We start from the raw sequence: 14,993 nt of genomic DNA on the forward strand, positions 1-14,993 counted from the left end.
GGTTCGGTTTCCATTGTCTTCAGCTGCCTCGCCCTTGAGGGAGCGGCCAATGGGCCGCATCGCGAAGGACGAGATGAAATTGGCCTCATGCTGCGAACCGGCGCAGCAGCGCCGCCTCGCCATGAGGGCTGGCCTTGTAGGCGCGAGCGCCGGCAAAGCCAAGACGGAAAGCCTCGCTTGGAGGCTACTTCATTTCCGTGAGGCGCGCGGCGTAGCGCGCCATCAGGTCGACCTCGATATTGACCTCGCTGCCGGCCTGCCAGGATGACAGCGTGGTGACGCTCAGCGTATGCGGAATGATCAGCACCGAGAAGGTCAGATCGTCGACGGTGTTGACCGTCAGCGACACGCCATCGAGGGTGATCGAGCCCTTGGTGGCGATGAAGCGGGCCAGTTCGCGGCTCGTCTTGAACACGAACCGCGCCATGTCCGGCAGGTTCTCGCGGCTGACGATGGTCGCGATGCCGTCGACATGGCCGGAGACGATGTGACCGCCGAGCTCGTCGCCGATCTTCAGCGCCCGCTCCAGGTTGAGCTTCGAGCCGACGCGCCAGTGCCTGGCCGTCGTCAGCGCCAGCGTCTCCGCGGCGGCATCGACCTCGAACCAGGTCTTCCCGTCGGCGACACCCGACTGCACAACCGTAAGGCAGACGCCGTTGTTGGCGATCGACGCGCCATCGGCAATCGTGGCCTGATCATAGCTGCAGGCGATCCGCAGCCGGTGCAGCTTGCCCTCGGTCCGCGGCGTCAGGCTGACGATCTCGCCGATGTCGGTGACGATGCCGGTGAACATTACACGCGCTCGTAAATCGTAAGGGTGTCGGGATCGAGCGTCTCGCTAGCACGAACGCGATAGGCCTGCGACTGCGTGATTGCGGTCAGCGGCAATGCATCCAGCGCAGCAATCCCGTCGGCGCCGATCGTGCCGGGACCGCGCAGGAGCCAGATCTCGTCGACGAGACCGCTCGCCATGAAGGATGATGCGACGCGGCTGCCGCCCTCGATCATCAGGCGGGTGATGCCCTTCTCGGCGAGCGCCTTGAGCACCGCGGGCGGCTCCAGCGCCGATGGCTCGGCCTGCGGCGGCACGCGGATGACCTGAGCACCGGCAGCACCGAGCTTGGTCGCCGCCGCGGGCTCCGCTAGCGCGGACGCGACCATCCAGAGCGGCGTGGTTCGCGCTGATTGCACCAAACGGCTGGTCATAGGCAGCCGCAGCATCGGATCGAGCACGACGCGCACCGGAGAGCGGAGATCCATCCCCGGGAGCCGGCAGGTCAGCAGCGGATCATCGGCGATCGCGGTGCGCACGCCGATCAGGATCGCGTCGCTCTGGGCGCGCAACAGATGCACGCGCGTCCGTGCGGCCGCGCCCGTGATCGCCACAGGCGTGCTGCCGCTGGCTGCGATCTTGTCGTCGGCCGAGACGGCGAGCTTGAGGATCACATGCGGCCGGCCATCACGGATACGGCGGAAATGGCCGGCATGGTCGCGCTTGGCGTCGGCCGAACAGAGACCGACCTCGACCTGGATGCCGGCGGCACGCAGCTTCGCATGCCCCTGCCCCGCGACCTCGGGATTGGGGTCCTCGATCGCGGACACGACGCGGCTGATGCCGGCGGCGATCACCGCGTCGACGCAAGGCGGCGACTTGCCGAAATGCGAGCACGGCTCCAGGGTCACATAGAGCGTGGCACCCTTGGCGGCCGCGCCAGCCCGCCGGAGCGCCTCCGGCTCGGCGTGCGGACGCCCGCCCGGCTGGGTCCAGCCACGGCCAATGATGATGCCATCCTTGACCACCACTGCGCCGACAGCCGGGTTCGGCCAGGTGCGACCCTGCCCACGCCGGCCAAGCGCCAGCGCCAGCTGCATGAAGCGGCGGTCGGCGTCCTTTTGCGCCTTCAGCTTTTCACCGACCTGATCGACCAGGACCCGGAAGATCATTTGCGGACCGGCGCCAGCCGCGGCGTCTCGTCCTCGGCCGAGAGCTCGCCGAGCACGGCCTCGAAATCCTTGGCCTCGCGGAAATTGCGATAGACCGAGGCGAAGCGGACATAGGCGACGTCGTCGAGGTCGCGCAGATGCTCCATCACGATCTCGCCGATCGCCTCCGAGGACACCTCCGATTCACCGCCGCTCTCGAGCTCGCGCACGATCGCCGACACCATCTTCTCGACCCGCTCCGGATCGACCGAGCGCTTGCGCAAGGAAATCTGCACCGAGCGCATCAGCTTGTCGCGGTCGAACGGCACGCGGCGGCCGTTGCGCTTGATGACGGTGAGTTCGCGCAGCTGCACCCGCTCGAAGGTCGTGAAGCGGAAGTTGCAGGTGACGCAGACCCGCCGCCGCCGGATCACCGAGGAGTCCTCGGTGGGGCGGGAGTCCTTCACCTGCGTATCGAGGCTGTTGCAGCTCGGGCAGCGCATTGTGGCTTCAAGCCTTACTGATAGATCGGGAACCGGTCGGTCAGTGCCTTCACCTTGTCCTTGACCGCGGCTTCCACCAGCGGCGCACTGCCTTCCGAGGACTGCGCAATCGCGTTCAGCACCTCGGCGATCAGGCTGCCGACCTGCTGGAATTCCGCGACGCCGAAGCCGCGGGTGGTCGCCGCCGGGGTGCCGAGACGAAGGCCCGAGGTGACGAACGGCTTCTCGGGGTCGAACGGGATGCCGTTCTTGTTGCAGGTGATGCCGGCGCGGACCAGCGCCTTCTCCGAGACGTTGCCCTTCAGCCCCTTCGGCCGGAGGTCGACCAGCATCAGGTGGTTGTCGGTGCCGCCGGAGACGATATCGAAACCCTGGGCGCGCAGCGATTCCGCCAGCGCCTTCGCGTTCTCGACGATGTTCTTCGCGTAGACCTTGAACTCCGGCCGCAGCGCCTCGGCGAACGCCACCGCCTTGGCCGCGATGACGTGCATCAGCGGGCCGCCCTGCAATCCGGGGAAGATCGCCGAGTTCAGCTTCTTGGTGAACTGCTCGTCGTTCCAAAGGATCAGGCCGCCGCGCGGGCCGCGCAGCGATTTGTGGGTCGTGGTGGTGACGATGTGAGCGTGCGGCACCGGCGAGGCATGCGCGCCGCCGGCGACGAGGCCGGCGAAGTGGGCCATGTCGACCAGCAGGTAGGCGCCGACGCTGTCGGCGATCTCGCGGAAGCGCTTGAAGTCCCAGGGGCGCGAATAGGCGCTGCCGCCGGCGATGATCAGCTTCGGCTTCACTTCCTCAGCCTGTTTGGCCACCGCATCCATGTCGATCAGGTGGTCGTCGCGGCGCACGGTGTAGTGCGCGGCCTTGAACCACTTGCCGGACATGTTGACCGGCGAGCCGTGGGTCAGATGGCCACCGGCAGCGAGGTCGAGGCCCATGAAGGTGTCGCCGGGCTGCAAGAGCGCCAGGAACACCGCCTGGTTCATCTGGCTGCCGGAGTTCGGCTGGACGTTGGCGAAATTGGCGCCGAACAGCTTCTTGGCGCGGTCGATCGCGAGGTTCTCGGCGACGTCGACCCATTCGCAGCCGCCATAGTAGCGCGCGCCCGGATAGCCCTCGGCGTATTTGTTGGTCATGACCGAGCCCTGGGCCTCCAGGACCGCCCGGCTGACGATGTTTTCCGAGGCGATCAGCTCGATTTCGTGCCGTTGCCGACCGAGCTCACCCTTGATGGCGGCGGCGATCTCGGGATCGGCCTCGGCCAGGGTGGCGGAGAAGAAAGAATCGACTGACGAGGCGGGCTTGGCGCTGGAAGCGGTCATCGGCGGAATATCTCCACGTCCGCAAGGCCTTGAGGGGCCGGCGGTCGGTTCAGTGAAGGCGGTCGGAAAAGACCCCTGCCCTTACCATACGGGCGGCGGCAGGCCAAGGGACAGGTCAAGCGGTTGCGGGTCAAACCGGATATTTGCGCCAGATATGGTGGACGGCCGCTGGAACAAGCCCCTGCTCACGCCCCGCCGCAGGAGTGCCAGCTCTCCGACATCTGCCAGGTCTCGTTGGTCCGCAGGTTGGTCGCCTTGTAGATCCGCCCCCGATCGTCGCCGGGAGGACACTTCTTCGGTTTCCAGACCGTGCAGAGACGGACGGGGTCGCCCAGCTTGGAATGGGCCACGCCGGCATTCCACTCTGCGTCGATCTGCTCGGCACCGTTCTGATACTGAACGTAGGTGCCAGAATCCATCAGCGGCTCACCGTCCTCGTCGCGCTTTTCGCCGCTTTTGAACGGTGTCGGCGATAGCGGCTCGTCGAACCGATCGGCGATTCTCGTAATCGTCGTCTCTGCGCAGGCCCCAACTTTCGCTAGGGCTTTGCGACTGTTCGGTCCCTTCGGAGAGGCAACCGGCTCGGCCGTACTCGTAGAGACGACCAGCTCCCCGCAAACCAACACCATGACTGCGGTAGTCAGTATCATTCGGGACAGCAAAAGCATCGACGGCTCCCCCCAAAAAAACAACCTGCATGAAACCAGACGGTCTCATACAGGTTGCCGGTATCATGAGGCAAGCGCCAAGCGCGAGCATCTTGCGCCAGGGTCATCAGAGCCCGGTGTAGCCCGCCTTCACCGGATCGACGCGGCCGTCGAGCTGGCGCAGATAGGTCAGGCCGCACACGGTGAGACGATGCGGGTCACGCTCGCCAGCTTCGAACAAGGTCTGGATGTAGGCGCTGACCTTGCGCCGCGCTTCCTCGCTGGCCGCCGCAGTGCGGTTCGCCAGCAGGTCGTAAGTGTGCATGATCCGATCGATGGCGGCTTCCATATCATCCCCTCTTGATGGTCAGGCCGCAGAGGCCATCTCGAACATCGAGATCGCCTTGTTCGCGAGCCTGAGCTTGTTGAATTCTCCGCGGTGGATCAGCTGCACGATGATGTCGACGAGCTGTTCGTTCGGCGTGATCGTGTCCGGCAGCACACCTGACAGGCGCAGATAGTTGGCCGCGATCGCGTAGGAGTCGGCGACCACCTCCACGTTCATCACCTGCATTCCGCGATCGTGCAGCATGATCCAACCTCCGGCGGGGACAAGTCGTGGAGGCCTGGTTGGTTCCAGCTCGGAGCGGAAGTTTCTCGCAACAGCGAATAGGAACACCACAAGAAAAAGCGCCGGCCCCAAGCGGGACCGACGCAAGGTCGAACTCAGACGGCTGTCCGGTCTTGATCTCCGCGTTGGGAGGCCGGCTCAACCGAAACGATGTGCGCGTGTCAGAGCCGATACAAAATCTGATCGGTCCAGAACCGCTCGAGGCGATGCAGCGACTTGTTCAGCGTGGAGAACTCCTCGCTCGAAATGCCGCCGACCTGCTCCACGGTCTTGACGTGCTTCTGATACAGCGAGTCGACGATGCGGCGGATCTCCTGGCCCTGCGGGGTCAGGCGGATGCGGACCGAGCGGCGATCGACGCGCGAGCGCTGGTGATCGAGGAAACCGAGCTCGACCAGCTTCTTCAGATTGTAGGAGACGTTGGAGCCGAGATAGTAGCCGCGCGTGCGCAGCTCGCCCGCGGTCAGCTCCTTGTCGCCGATGTTATAGAGCAAGAGCGCCTGGACCGAATTGATGTCGGAACGACCGCGGCGGTCGAACTCGTCCTTGATGACGTCGAGCAGGCGGCGATGCAGCCGCTCCACCAGAGTCAGGGCTTCCAGATAGAGCGACTGGACGGTGCCGCCCTGACCCGGCGCAGCAGTCTCCACGGCCGTCGCAACGGCTTTCATCATGACACTTCCCCTGTCGTCGTTTTTGTCGACTTATTCGACGAAACTTGTGTCCCGTCTGATAGAGCGAACTTAAGGGGCGTGCTTTGAAGATCGCCTTAAATAAGAGCATAAAGAGAGAATGAATCGCGGAGAGTGAATCGTCTTTTAATTCAGTAATTACAGAGGCTTTTGCAAGAGTCCGTTGACGGTCGATGCCCGATGTTCGCGGTTCGTTTCATCCCGCTGTCGCATTCCAAAACAGCTACGGCTTGCACGCTAAGGTGTCTGTAACAGCTGTGGCAAACGCTCTTAAGGTGTTCGAAACATTACCCGCAATGCGTTGAAAGGATTTACGCCGGGCAACGATTGGAACGCACCACCTATGGTGGTCGCTCGCGCGCAGCCATCCAGGCCAATACGAGATAGGCGGCAAGCATGACCGCCTCGCCGGCAACCACCACCAGATTGCCACCATAGATGCCCGGGAACATCAGCTCGATCACCGCCATCGAGACCACCGTGGTGAGCCACACCACCGCACCCCACGGCGTTGCCAGCCAAAGGCCCACGGCGGCGACCAGCTCGATCACCGCGAAATAGACCGTTGCGGCCTGCCAGGCCATGGCCTGGTTCTCGAATGCATCGTCCTCCCCGCCGATGAAGCCGGTCACCTGCGCCCAGTGATAGAGTCCCTTGACGATCGACAGCATCGCCATGACGCGCAGGAACAGCACGAGCCGTCGCGTCCAGACATTCTCGTCACCCTCGCGCCGATCTGAGGACATGGCGGCAATGGACATGGCGGCGTTGTCGCGCGCCAGGTCTCGCGCCGAGGGGATCTCAGGCATGGCGGCTCAGGCAGATCGGGCAGGTCTTCATCGAAAACATCGGGCCTCTCAAGACCAGGAGGATGGCGATTCTTGGCCGCTTCTTGGCCATCCCGCACCGTGAAATCAACCGGGCCGGAAATCAACCCTGGCCCGCTTGCGTCAGGTCAAGTGACGGGCGGCGGACGAAGTGCTACAGATTGTTGGAATTACAACAAATCAAAATCCTCCGGCTCGCCGGCCAGCTCAAGGAGCCAGCACCCCATGGCGATCAAATTCGGGCGCCCGATCGATCTGCGCGACGTCGCGCGCAACCCCGCCGCGGGAACACCGCCGGTGCTCGATCTGACCATCCGGCCGCGGCGCAACCGCAAGGCCGAATGGGCGCGCCGGATGGTGCGCGAGAACGTGCTGACGACCGACGACCTGATCTGGCCGCTGTTCGTCGTGCAAGGCGACCGCACCCGCAGCACGGTGGCCTCGATGCCGGGCGTCGAGCGGCTGAGCGTCGACGAGATCGTCCGCGACGCCGAGCGCGCCGCCAAGCTGGAGATCCCCTGCATTGCGCTATTCCCCTACACCGAGCCGTCGCTGCGCGACGAGCACGGCTCGGAGGCGTGCAACCCGGACAATCTGGTCTGCCAGGCCGTGCGCGCCATCAAGAAGGAGTTTCCGGACATCGGCGTTCTCTGCGACGTCGCGCTGGACCCGTTCACCAGTCACGGCCATGACGGTCTGATCCGGGACGGCCGCATTCTCAACGACGAGACCGTCGCGGTCCTGGTGCGTCAGGCCCTGGTCCAGGCCGAAGCCGGCTGCGACATCATCGCGCCCTCCGACATGATGGACGGCCGGGTCGGCGCCATCCGCCAGGCGCTGGACCAGTCGGGCTTCCTCGACGTGCAGATCATGGCCTATGCGGCCAAATACGCCTCAGCCTTCTATGGCCCGTTCCGTGACGCGATCGGCTCGGCCAAGACGCTGACCGGCGACAAGCGCACCTATCAGATGGACAGTGCCAACAGCGACGAGGCGCTGCGCGAGGTCGAGCTCGACATCGCCGAGGGCGCGGACATGGTGATGGTCAAGCCGGGCATGCCCTATCTCGACGTCGTCAGGCGGGTGAAGGACACGTTCGCCATGCCGACCTTCGCCTACCAGGTGTCGGGCGAATATGCGATGATCGCGGCGGCCGCCAACAATGGCTGGATCGACGGCGACCGGGCGATGATGGAGAGCCTGCTCGCCTTCAAGCGCGCCGGGGCCGACGGCGTCCTGACCTATTTCGCGCCTCAGGCCGCCGAGCGGCTGCGCCGCCACGGCTGAGCGGGGCCAGACGCGCTGCGCGGTTTCGACGCCCGGGCGTGCGGCGCTCCGTGCGACAAATCGCGAAAACGCCGGAAATTTGCCGCGCGCGTTGCAGGGATCGCCCCTTGCAAGCGCGCGCGCTGTTCCCATGTCCTGGTTGCCAATTCGGGAGGGTCCATCGATGGCGTCTGCGAGCCCCGGCAACGACGGCGGCGGGGCGAGCCCGCGGCCGCATGCCTATGATCCCTATCAGCAGCCGGAGCTGTTTCGCGGCGTGCTGACGCGGCGGATGATTGCGTTCTTGATCGACCTCCTGGTCCTCGCGGTCCCCGTCATCCTGGCCGTCATCTTCATTGCCGTGTTCGGCGTGGTCACGCTCGGCCTCGGCTGGGCGCTGTTCTGGCTGGTCTCGCCAGCCTCGGTGATCTGGGCGATCGTCTACTACGGCGCGACCATCGGCGGGCCGAACTCGGCAACGATCGGCATGCGGGTCATGGATCTGGAGCTGCGAACCTGGTACGGCGCGCCCGGCTACTTTGTGCTCGGTGCCGTGCATGCGGTGTGCTTCTGGATCTCGGTATCGGCGCTGTCGCCCTTCATCCTGCTGATCGGATTGTTCAACGGACGCCGCCGGCTGCTGCACGATTACGTGCTCGGTACGGTCGTCATCAATACGTCCGTCCGCTCGCAGCTCGCCCAACCGGCTCGGACGTGGTGAGACCGCAGGTGACCCACCAAAACCGATTGACCGGCCGGCTTCGGAGCGCAATTCTGTTGTTGACCGCCTCGGAGGCTCACGACGTTCCTTGACCCAGCACTCGCGTGACACCCCGCAATTCTACCTGACCGCGCCGTCGCCCTGCCCGTATCTGCCGGGCCGGCAGGAACGCAAGGTGTTCACGCATCTGGTCGGCGACAAGGCGACCGATCTCAACGACCTCCTCACCCATGGCGGCTTCCGCCGCAGCCAGTCGATCGCCTACCGGCCGGCCTGCGACCAGTGCCGGGCCTGCGTGTCGGTCCGCGTGATCGCCAACGAATTCCGTCCCTCGCGCAACTTCCGCAAGGTGCTGGCGCGCAATTCCGACCTGGTCGGCGAGCAGCGCAGCGCGGTACCGACGTCCGAGCAATATTCGATCTTCCGCGGCTACCTCGATCAGCGCCATCGCCATGGCGGCATGGCCGACATGACGGTGCTCGACTACGCGATGATGGTCGAGGACAGCCATGTCGAAACGCGAATCATCGAATATCGCCGGCGCAACCTGAGCAACGGTCCAAACGCCAGGGGGGGCGAGCTGGTCGCGGTCGCCCTGACCGACGTGCTCAGCGACGGCCTGTCGATGGTGTACTCGTTCTTCGACCCGTCCGAGACCACGCGCTCGCTCGGCACCTTCATGATCCTCGACCACATCGCGCGGGCGCGGCGCCAGGGACTGCCTTACGTCTATCTCGGCTACTGGATCGAAGGCTCGAAGAAGATGGACTACAAGAGCCGCTATCTGCCGCAGCAGCGGCTTGCAGCGGCCGGCTGGCTCCGTGTGGATGCCGAAGGCGACACCGCGCCAGAGCCGCAGGAGTGAAAGAGGGCGAATGGCGAAGAGGGAGTAGCGAATAGCGCGCTTCCAGCTTCGCCTATTCGCTACTCCCTCTTCGCCATTCGCCTCACATCATCCGGTGGCCAGATCCCACACCAGCTTGGCGTTGAGGGCGATGATCACGACCGCGATCAGGGCCGCAATCGCCGTGAGCCAGCGTGGCGCCACGAACTGTCCCATCTTCGCTCGGCTCGCGGTGAGCAGGACCAGCGGCACGATCGCGAACGGCAACTGCAGGCTGAGCACGACCTGACTGAGAATCAGCAGCTGCCCGGTGGCCTTTTCGCCGGCCCAGATCGTCACCACCACCGCCGGCACGATCGCAATCATGCGGGTGATCAGGCGGCGCAGCCATGGCGCGATGCGCCAATGGAGAAATCCTTCCATCACGATCTGACCTGACAAGGTCGCTGTGATCGTCGAATTGAGGCCGCAGCACAGCAGCGCGATCGCAAACAATGTCGGAGCCAGCGTCGATCCCAGCAAGGGAGCCAGGAACGAATGCGCCTGATCGAGCTCGGCGACGTCGTGCTGCCCCGTTCGGTGGAACGTCGCCGCCGCCAGAATCAGAATGGAGGCATTGATGGTCAACGCCAGACACAGCGCGATCGTGGAGTCGATCGTGGAAAGCGTGATCGCCTCGCGCTTCTCCGCGGGACTGTCGCCATAGCCGCGGGTCTGCACCAGTCCCGAATGGAGGTACAGATTGTGCGGCATCACCGTGGCGCCGAGAATGCCGAGCGCGAGATAGAGCATCTCCGGATTGGCAATCAGCTGGCTGCTCGGCACGAAGCCCTTGATCACCAGAGCCCAGTCCGGCTGCGCCATGGCGATCTGGATCGCAAAGCAGAGCGCGATGATGCCGAGCAGTGCGACCACGAACGCCTCGATCCAGCGGAAGCCGAACGCCTGCAGCGCCAGAATCAGGAAGACGTCGAGGGCGGTCACACAGACACCGATCGACAGCGGCAGCCCGAACAGCAGGCTGAGACCAATCGCCGTGCCGATGACCTCGGCGAGGTCGGTCGCGGTAATCGCGATCTCCGCCGACAGCCATAGCGGCACCGAGACCCAGCGCGGGGTCGAGTCGCGGCAGGCCTGGGCCAGGTCGCGGCCGGTGGCGACGCCGAGCCGGGTGCACAGCGACTGCAGCACGATCGCCATCAGGTTGGACAGCAGCGCGACCGAGAGCAGCACGTAGCCGAACTTGGACCCGCCCGCCAGCGACGTGGCCCAATTGCCGGGGTCCATGTAGCCGACCGCGACCAGATAGCCGGGTCCGAGGAACGCCAGCAGCTTTCGCCAGAGCGATCCCTTGGTTGCGGTGCGAACCGTGGCGAACATGTCGCCCAGAGACGGCTCCCCGCGCTCGCCGCGCCATCCTCCCGTCATCGGGCGGTCGCTCGGCGGAACCATGGCATGCAGCTGCGAAAGGTCTGACGATTTTGCGTCCATGCCGTCATCCTGAACGAAACCGACCTTTAATGCAACTTATTTGCAAGAGCGAATTGTGGCGGATCCTGGAATTATTCCGATACCGTTTGATCATCGGGCGAGACCGCCTCTGCTACGTCGTCGCCTGCCTGAAACGCGCGCGAATCGGCGACAGGCCGCCTGCCCACGGATGAGGTCCAACATGCTGTCTGCCCAACTCAGTTCCGAATTCACCTGCGCCCTGCAAGATCTGTGACGGTCCCCGGCAACTGCTACGGCGTCGTCGACATGAACCGGCCCTGCCAACCCTCGCATGCGCCCCTCTGTCCGGCGTGCCGATGGCGCCGCGCAGCTTGCCGCCTTCCGTTCACGGACGCGTTCAACGACTGGAGCATCGGGTCGTTCAGGAGCCACATCTCCAACGATGGCGATGAAGCCGTGGATCCAGACTATCGGATCAATCGTCCCGCTGACAATGCGGCGGCGGTGGCCGCTGCTGGACGCCGTACGAAGCCGACATGCGCGTGCTCGACTTCGGCGTGCTCTTGCACCAGCCCGCGGCCTCACCGGATCTCCCGAGGCCGCCCTACGATCCGATGATGCCCGTCGGCCCGGAAGCGGCCTCCGGCGCGATCGGAAAGCGGGTGGGCGCGCGGATGCTTCACGCCGATGATGCTGGCTCATCACATCAGGTTCCTCGCCATGCCCTCTCCACCCGCCCTGCCCACAAGCTTCCATCGCCTCGCCTGGTCGAACCTGTCGGCGCAATCGGCCGAGCAGATCGCGCTGGCTGCGGCGCCGATCGTCGCGGTGCTTGCCCTCGGCGTCGGCGAGGGCGAGACCGGGCTGCTGCAGACCGCGCTCACCGCGCCGTTCGTGCTGTTCGCCATTCCTGCCGGCCTGCTCGCCGACCGTATGCCGCGGCGGCTGCTCATGGCCGCAGCGGAGGCGCTGCGCGCGCTGGCGCTGCTCGCGATCCTCGTGGCGTTTGCGAGCGGCGTGCTCACGCTGCCGCTGCTCGCTGCGCTCGGGTTCGCGGCCGTGTGCGGCACCGTCGTCTTCAGCGTGGCGGCACCGGCGCTGGTGCCGAGCCTGGTCGTACCGGCCCGGCTGGCCACTGCGAATGCGCGGATCGAACTCGCCCGCACGGTTGCCTTTGCCGGCGGCCCCGCACTGGGCGGCATGTTGGTCGGCTGGATCGGCGGCGCGCCGGCATTCGGTGTGGCCGCAGCCTTGTCGCTGATCGCGGCACTCTGCCTTGCCGGCATCGCCGAGCCTAGCCGTGCGCCGGTGCCCCGCCGCCATCCGCTCGCCGACATCCGCGAGGGCGCAACGTTCGTGCTCAACCATGCGCTGCTGCGGCCGGTGTTCGTGACACAGTTCATCTTCAACACCGCGCACTTCCTGCTGCTTGCCGTGTTCGTGCCCTATGCGGTGCACCGGCTCGGCCTGTCGGCGGGCGGTGTGGGCACGGTGCTGTCGATGTTCGGAATCGGCATGGTCTGCGGCGCGCTGCTGGCAACGCGGATCCTGCGGCGTCTGCCGTTCGGCACCGTGATCGGGCTCGGTCCGGTCACCGGCTTCGCCGCCGCGCTGGTCATGGCGCTGACGACGTTCGTCCCCTCTCCTCTGCTCGCGGCGCTGAGCTTCTTCATGCTCGGGGCCGGGCCGATCCTCTGGGTGATCTCGACCACCACGCTGCGCCAATCGGTGACACCGGCCGGGCTGCTCGGGCGCGTCTCGGCCATCAACATCCTCAGCTACGGCGCGCGGCCGCTGGGCTCGCTGCTGGGCGCCGTCGTCGGCGGGCGCTACGGCGCCGACGTCTGTCTCTATCTCGTCGCCGCGATCTTCGGGCTGCAGGCGCTGGTGATCCTGACCTCGCCCGCCGTCGCGATCGCGCGGCAGCCGGAGCCGCAGCCGGCCTAGCGATAGACGAGAATGGGCACGGTCGAATGCGTCAGCACCTTCAGCGTCTCGCTGCCCAGGATGGCCGAGACGCCGCGCAGCCCGTGCGAAGCCATCAGCACCAGATCGCAGCCTTTGTTGCGCGCCGTCTCGACGATCGCCTCATAGGGCTTGTCATGCTCGACGCAGAGCGTGGCGCAGGCAACGCCGGCCTGCTCCGCATCCGCCTTCACGTGGTCGAGATATTTTGCGGTCTGGTCCGCCACCAGCGACTTGTACTGCGCCAGCGCCTTGGTGGCGGCGTGCGGATCGACGACCAGCGAATGCAGCGGCGTCGACACCACCAGCGCCGTGATCCTTGCGCCCGTCGCCTTCGCCAGCGCGACGCCGTGCTTGATCGCGGCCTTCGACAGGTCCGAACCATCCGTCGGCAACAAGATATGCGTGTACATGAGCGTCATCTCCCCGACCGATGATGGGGCAGACTCGCATCTTCCGGGCATTGACGTGGGTCAAGGGTGCGACATCTCGTCAGCGAGGTAGCTCTCGTAGGCCCGCGCCGCCGACGGGCTCGCTGCGATCTCCGGATCGAGCGTGTAGAGATCCTGCGCACGGCCGATGCCGCGCAGCGCATAGCGACCCGTCGAGACCAGGTAGCGGCGCCCCTCCTCGTCGAGGCCCGCGCAAAACTCCGAGGAGGCCAGCAGCTCGCGATCGACCGAGCGGCACATCGAGGCGATGCGGCTGACCTCGTTGACCGCCGGGCCCACCACGGTGAAATCGAGCCGGTCGTCGCTGCCGATATTGCCGTAGAACACCTCGCCGAGATGCAGGCCGACATAGGCCGAGGTCACCGGCCGTCCCTCGCCAGCCCGCCGCGCATTGAGCCTGGCGATGTTGAGGCGGAAGCGATGCTCCGCGCGCAGCGCAGCCTGCCGCGCCGCGCCCATGTCGCCGCCGGTGAAGATCGCCAGCACGCCGTCGCCGATCAGCTTCAGCACGTCACCGCCGGAATCGTAGATCGCGTCGATCGACGCCTCCGCATAATCGTTGAGCAGCGGAATGATCTCGTCCGGTGAGATGCTCTCGGAGATCGCGGTGGAGCCGCGCAGGTCGGAGAACCAGAGCACGGCATTGATACGCTCGGTGACACCGCGGGAGATCCGCCCGCGCAGCACCTGCTCAGACGCATCGCGGCCGAGATAGACGCGCCCCAGGGTGCGCACGATGTCGACCTGCTGCGCCGACTTGATCGCGAGCGCGAGCAGCGGAATGAGATCGCGCAAGGCGGCCATCTGCGGCGCGGTGAAACCGCCGTCGCGCCGCGTCAGCCAGTACGAATAGAAGCAATCCATCTGGCCCAGCGTGCCGGCCTCGCCGAACTGGTGGACGAAGGCGAGGAAATGCCGGTGCCCCTTGGCCGACAGATCATGGATCATTGTGAAGTCGAGATGGGCGCAATCGGTCAGGTCGATGCTGAACTCGTCATGGCCCTTCTCCAGCATGTGGTGAAACACCGAGCGCCGCCAGTTCTGCGCGGCCTCGCCGTCATTGCTGGAGCCATATTCGAAGCTGTCGGACTCGTTGCTGGCGGACTCGTTCCAGCGAAAGCCGCGCCCCTCGAAGATCGGGTGCAGGGTATCGATGAAGGTGAGCCCGCGCGACAGCTCCAGGCCGGCCTCGCGGCAGCGCTCGCAGAAGCCACGGAGAATGTCGTTCTCCGGCACCCCCGTCAGGCTCTGGGCGACGAGCCAATTGGTCAGATCAAGTCGGGCCGTGATGTCCATGCTTCCAACTCACCAACGCGTCAGGCCGGCCGGCTCACCACCTCGCCGTCCTCCTTGGTGAAGGAAGCGACGGGATGCTCGAGCAGGTCGAGCACGAGCTCGGACGGCCGGCACAGCCGCGCGCCCTTGCCGGTCACCACGATCGGCCGGTTGATCAGGATCGGATGCGCGAGCATCGCCTCGATCAGCTGGTCGTCGCTCCATTTGAGATCATCGAGCCCCAGCTCGGCATAGGGCGTCCCCTTCTCACGCAGGACGTCGCGCACCTTGACGCCCATCGCATTGATGAGCGCGATCAGCTGCTCGCGGCTTGGGGGCGTCTTCAGATATTCGATCACATCCGGCTCCTCGCCCGAGGCGCGGATCATCGCCAGCGTGTTGCGGGACGTGCCGCAGGCGGGATTGTGATAGATCGTCACGGTCATCGGGGCAGTTCCTCGATCTCGATCGCAGGG

Annotated in this window: 17 protein-coding genes; 4 read left to right on the forward strand and 13 right to left on the reverse strand. The window is 65.6% G+C overall.

All coding sequences use genetic code 11. The features are described from left to right. Positions 1–184 precede the first annotated feature (184 nt). From QX108_RS05810 to QX108_RS05850, 9 genes are all read right to left on the reverse strand, one after another. The gene (locus tag QX108_RS05810) at positions 185–793 is read right to left on the reverse strand and encodes a riboflavin synthase (RefSeq protein ID WP_315720505.1); all 609 of its coding nucleotides are present in this window, start codon (positions 791–793) and stop codon (positions 185–187) included. After that, on the reverse strand, positions 793–1,944 hold the full coding sequence (gene ribD, locus QX108_RS05815) for a bifunctional diaminohydroxyphosphoribosylaminopyrimidine deaminase/5-amino-6-(5-phosphoribosylamino)uracil reductase RibD (RefSeq protein WP_315780510.1): 1,152 nt from the start codon (positions 1,942–1,944) through the stop codon (positions 793–795). Before ribD ends, QX108_RS05810 begins: the two co-directional genes overlap by 1 nt. Further along, positions 1,941–2,426 carry a transcriptional regulator NrdR gene (gene nrdR, locus QX108_RS05820; RefSeq protein ID WP_011927287.1) on the reverse strand — a complete coding sequence of 162 codons (486 nt, stop codon included), beginning with the start codon at positions 2,424–2,426 and terminating at the stop codon, positions 1,941–1,943. The genes ribD and nrdR overlap by 4 nt, the downstream gene beginning before the upstream one ends. A 14-nt stretch (positions 2,427–2,440) precedes the next feature. Then, the gene (gene glyA / locus QX108_RS05825) at positions 2,441–3,745 is read right to left on the reverse strand and encodes a serine hydroxymethyltransferase (RefSeq protein ID WP_172109723.1); all 1,305 of its coding nucleotides are present in this window, start codon (positions 3,743–3,745) and stop codon (positions 2,441–2,443) included. A 185-nt stretch (positions 3,746–3,930) separates the two neighbouring features. Continuing rightward, positions 3,931–4,413 carry a hypothetical protein gene (locus QX108_RS05830; protein ID WP_315720507.1) on the reverse strand — a complete coding sequence of 161 codons (483 nt, stop codon included), beginning with the start codon at positions 4,411–4,413 and terminating at the stop codon, positions 3,931–3,933. A 106-nt stretch (positions 4,414–4,519) separates the two neighbouring features. Continuing rightward, positions 4,520–4,741 (reverse strand): hypothetical protein, encoded by a 222-nt coding sequence (locus tag QX108_RS05835; RefSeq protein WP_006612770.1) that lies wholly within the window; start codon positions 4,739–4,741, stop codon positions 4,520–4,522. Positions 4,742–4,759: 18 nt separating this feature from the next. After that, positions 4,760–4,984 (reverse strand): hypothetical protein, encoded by a 225-nt coding sequence (locus QX108_RS05840; RefSeq protein ID WP_315720508.1) that lies wholly within the window; start codon positions 4,982–4,984, stop codon positions 4,760–4,762. 200 nt (positions 4,985–5,184) lie between these two features. Next, the gene (gene ldtR, locus QX108_RS05845; RefSeq protein WP_008962376.1) at positions 5,185–5,697 is read right to left on the reverse strand and encodes a transcriptional regulator LdtR; all 513 of its coding nucleotides are present in this window, start codon (positions 5,695–5,697) and stop codon (positions 5,185–5,187) included. A gap of 359 nt (positions 5,698–6,056) precedes the next feature. Continuing rightward, positions 6,057–6,524 carry a DUF6163 family protein gene (locus QX108_RS05850; RefSeq protein WP_172109725.1) on the reverse strand — a complete coding sequence of 156 codons (468 nt, stop codon included), beginning with the start codon at positions 6,522–6,524 and terminating at the stop codon, positions 6,057–6,059. A gap of 243 nt (positions 6,525–6,767) precedes the next feature. Between QX108_RS05850 and hemB the strand changes: the two genes are divergently transcribed. The 3 genes from hemB (at position 6,768) to QX108_RS05865 (ending at position 9,394) form a co-directional block, all read left to right on the forward strand. Continuing rightward, positions 6,768–7,829, forward strand: coding sequence for a porphobilinogen synthase (gene hemB, locus QX108_RS05855; RefSeq protein WP_315780506.1), 1,062 nt, complete (start codon positions 6,768–6,770; stop codon positions 7,827–7,829). 163 nt (positions 7,830–7,992) lie between these two features. Continuing rightward, complete coding sequence (locus tag QX108_RS05860) at positions 7,993–8,529, forward strand: RDD family protein (RefSeq protein WP_315780504.1); 537 nt, start codon at positions 7,993–7,995, stop codon at positions 8,527–8,529. 88 nt (positions 8,530–8,617) lie between these two features. Beyond that, entirely contained in the window at positions 8,618–9,394 is a 777-nt protein-coding gene (locus tag QX108_RS05865; RefSeq protein ID WP_315720511.1) for an arginyltransferase, read from the forward strand. Between the two features lie 87 nt (positions 9,395–9,481). On the opposite strand, the gene QX108_RS05870 is transcribed toward QX108_RS05865, so the two are convergent. Further along, positions 9,482–10,864 carry an Nramp family divalent metal transporter gene (locus QX108_RS05870; protein ID WP_315780501.1) on the reverse strand — a complete coding sequence of 461 codons (1,383 nt, stop codon included), beginning with the start codon at positions 10,862–10,864 and terminating at the stop codon, positions 9,482–9,484. A gap of 681 nt (positions 10,865–11,545) precedes the next feature. Between QX108_RS05870 and QX108_RS05875 the strand changes: the two genes are divergently transcribed. Beyond that, positions 11,546–12,772 carry an MFS transporter gene (locus QX108_RS05875; protein ID WP_315780499.1) on the forward strand — a complete coding sequence of 409 codons (1,227 nt, stop codon included), beginning with the start codon at positions 11,546–11,548 and terminating at the stop codon, positions 12,770–12,772. Here QX108_RS05875 and QX108_RS05880 read toward each other — a convergent pair. From QX108_RS05880 to arsC, 3 genes are read right to left on the reverse strand one after another with little or no spacing between them, the layout of a single operon-like run. Beyond that, positions 12,769–13,203: a universal stress protein gene (locus QX108_RS05880; RefSeq protein WP_315780497.1), complete on the reverse strand. Its 435-nt coding sequence runs from the start codon at positions 13,201–13,203 to the stop codon at positions 12,769–12,771. The genes QX108_RS05875 and QX108_RS05880 overlap by 4 nt on opposite strands. Before the next feature lie 60 nt (positions 13,204–13,263). Then, positions 13,264–14,538: an adenylate/guanylate cyclase domain-containing protein gene (locus QX108_RS05885; RefSeq protein ID WP_315780495.1), complete on the reverse strand. Its 1,275-nt coding sequence runs from the start codon at positions 14,536–14,538 to the stop codon at positions 13,264–13,266. A 20-nt stretch (positions 14,539–14,558) separates the two neighbouring features. Continuing rightward, positions 14,559–14,963 (reverse strand): arsenate reductase (glutaredoxin), encoded by a 405-nt coding sequence (arsC, locus tag QX108_RS05890; RefSeq protein ID WP_315780493.1) that lies wholly within the window; start codon positions 14,961–14,963, stop codon positions 14,559–14,561. Positions 14,964–14,993: the final 30 nt, after the last annotated feature.

The organism is Bradyrhizobium sp. SZCCHNR1002 (assembly GCF_032381435.1).
Lineage (GTDB): Bacteria > Pseudomonadota > Alphaproteobacteria > Rhizobiales > Xanthobacteraceae > Bradyrhizobium > Bradyrhizobium aeschynomenes.

Excerpts from the sequence above, each read along its gene's own strand:
- QX108_RS05810 (WP_315720505.1), bottom strand. The coding sequence starts at position 793 with ATGTTCACCGGCATCGTCACCGACATCGGCGAGATCGTCAGCCTGACG.
- ribD (WP_315780510.1), bottom strand. The coding sequence starts at position 1,944 with ATGATCTTCCGGGTCCTGGTCGATCAGGTCGGTGAAAAGCTGAAGGCG.
- nrdR (WP_011927287.1), bottom strand. The coding sequence starts at position 2,426 with ATGCGCTGCCCGAGCTGCAACAGCCTCGATACGCAGGTGAAGGACTCC.
- glyA (WP_172109723.1), bottom strand. The coding sequence starts at position 3,745 with ATGACCGCTTCCAGCGCCAAGCCCGCCTCGTCAGTCGATTCTTTCTTC.
- QX108_RS05830 (WP_315720507.1), bottom strand. The coding sequence starts at position 4,413 with ATGCTTTTGCTGTCCCGAATGATACTGACTACCGCAGTCATGGTGTTG.
- QX108_RS05835 (WP_006612770.1), bottom strand. The coding sequence starts at position 4,741 with ATGGAAGCCGCCATCGATCGGATCATGCACACTTACGACCTGCTGGCG.
- QX108_RS05840 (WP_315720508.1), bottom strand. The coding sequence starts at position 4,984 with ATGCTGCACGATCGCGGAATGCAGGTGATGAACGTGGAGGTGGTCGCC.
- ldtR (WP_008962376.1), bottom strand. The coding sequence starts at position 5,697 with ATGATGAAAGCCGTTGCGACGGCCGTGGAGACTGCTGCGCCGGGTCAG.
- QX108_RS05850 (WP_172109725.1), bottom strand. The coding sequence starts at position 6,524 with ATGCCTGAGATCCCCTCGGCGCGAGACCTGGCGCGCGACAACGCCGCC.
- hemB (WP_315780506.1), top strand. The coding sequence starts at position 6,768 with ATGGCGATCAAATTCGGGCGCCCGATCGATCTGCGCGACGTCGCGCGC.
- QX108_RS05860 (WP_315780504.1), top strand. The coding sequence starts at position 7,993 with ATGGCGTCTGCGAGCCCCGGCAACGACGGCGGCGGGGCGAGCCCGCGG.
- QX108_RS05870 (WP_315780501.1), bottom strand. The coding sequence starts at position 10,864 with ATGGACGCAAAATCGTCAGACCTTTCGCAGCTGCATGCCATGGTTCCG.
- QX108_RS05875 (WP_315780499.1), top strand. The coding sequence starts at position 11,546 with ATGCCCTCTCCACCCGCCCTGCCCACAAGCTTCCATCGCCTCGCCTGG.
- QX108_RS05880 (WP_315780497.1), bottom strand. The coding sequence starts at position 13,203 with ATGTACACGCATATCTTGTTGCCGACGGATGGTTCGGACCTGTCGAAG.
- QX108_RS05885 (WP_315780495.1), bottom strand. The coding sequence starts at position 14,538 with ATGGACATCACGGCCCGACTTGATCTGACCAATTGGCTCGTCGCCCAG.
- arsC (WP_315780493.1), bottom strand. The coding sequence starts at position 14,963 with ATGACCGTGACGATCTATCACAATCCCGCCTGCGGCACGTCCCGCAAC.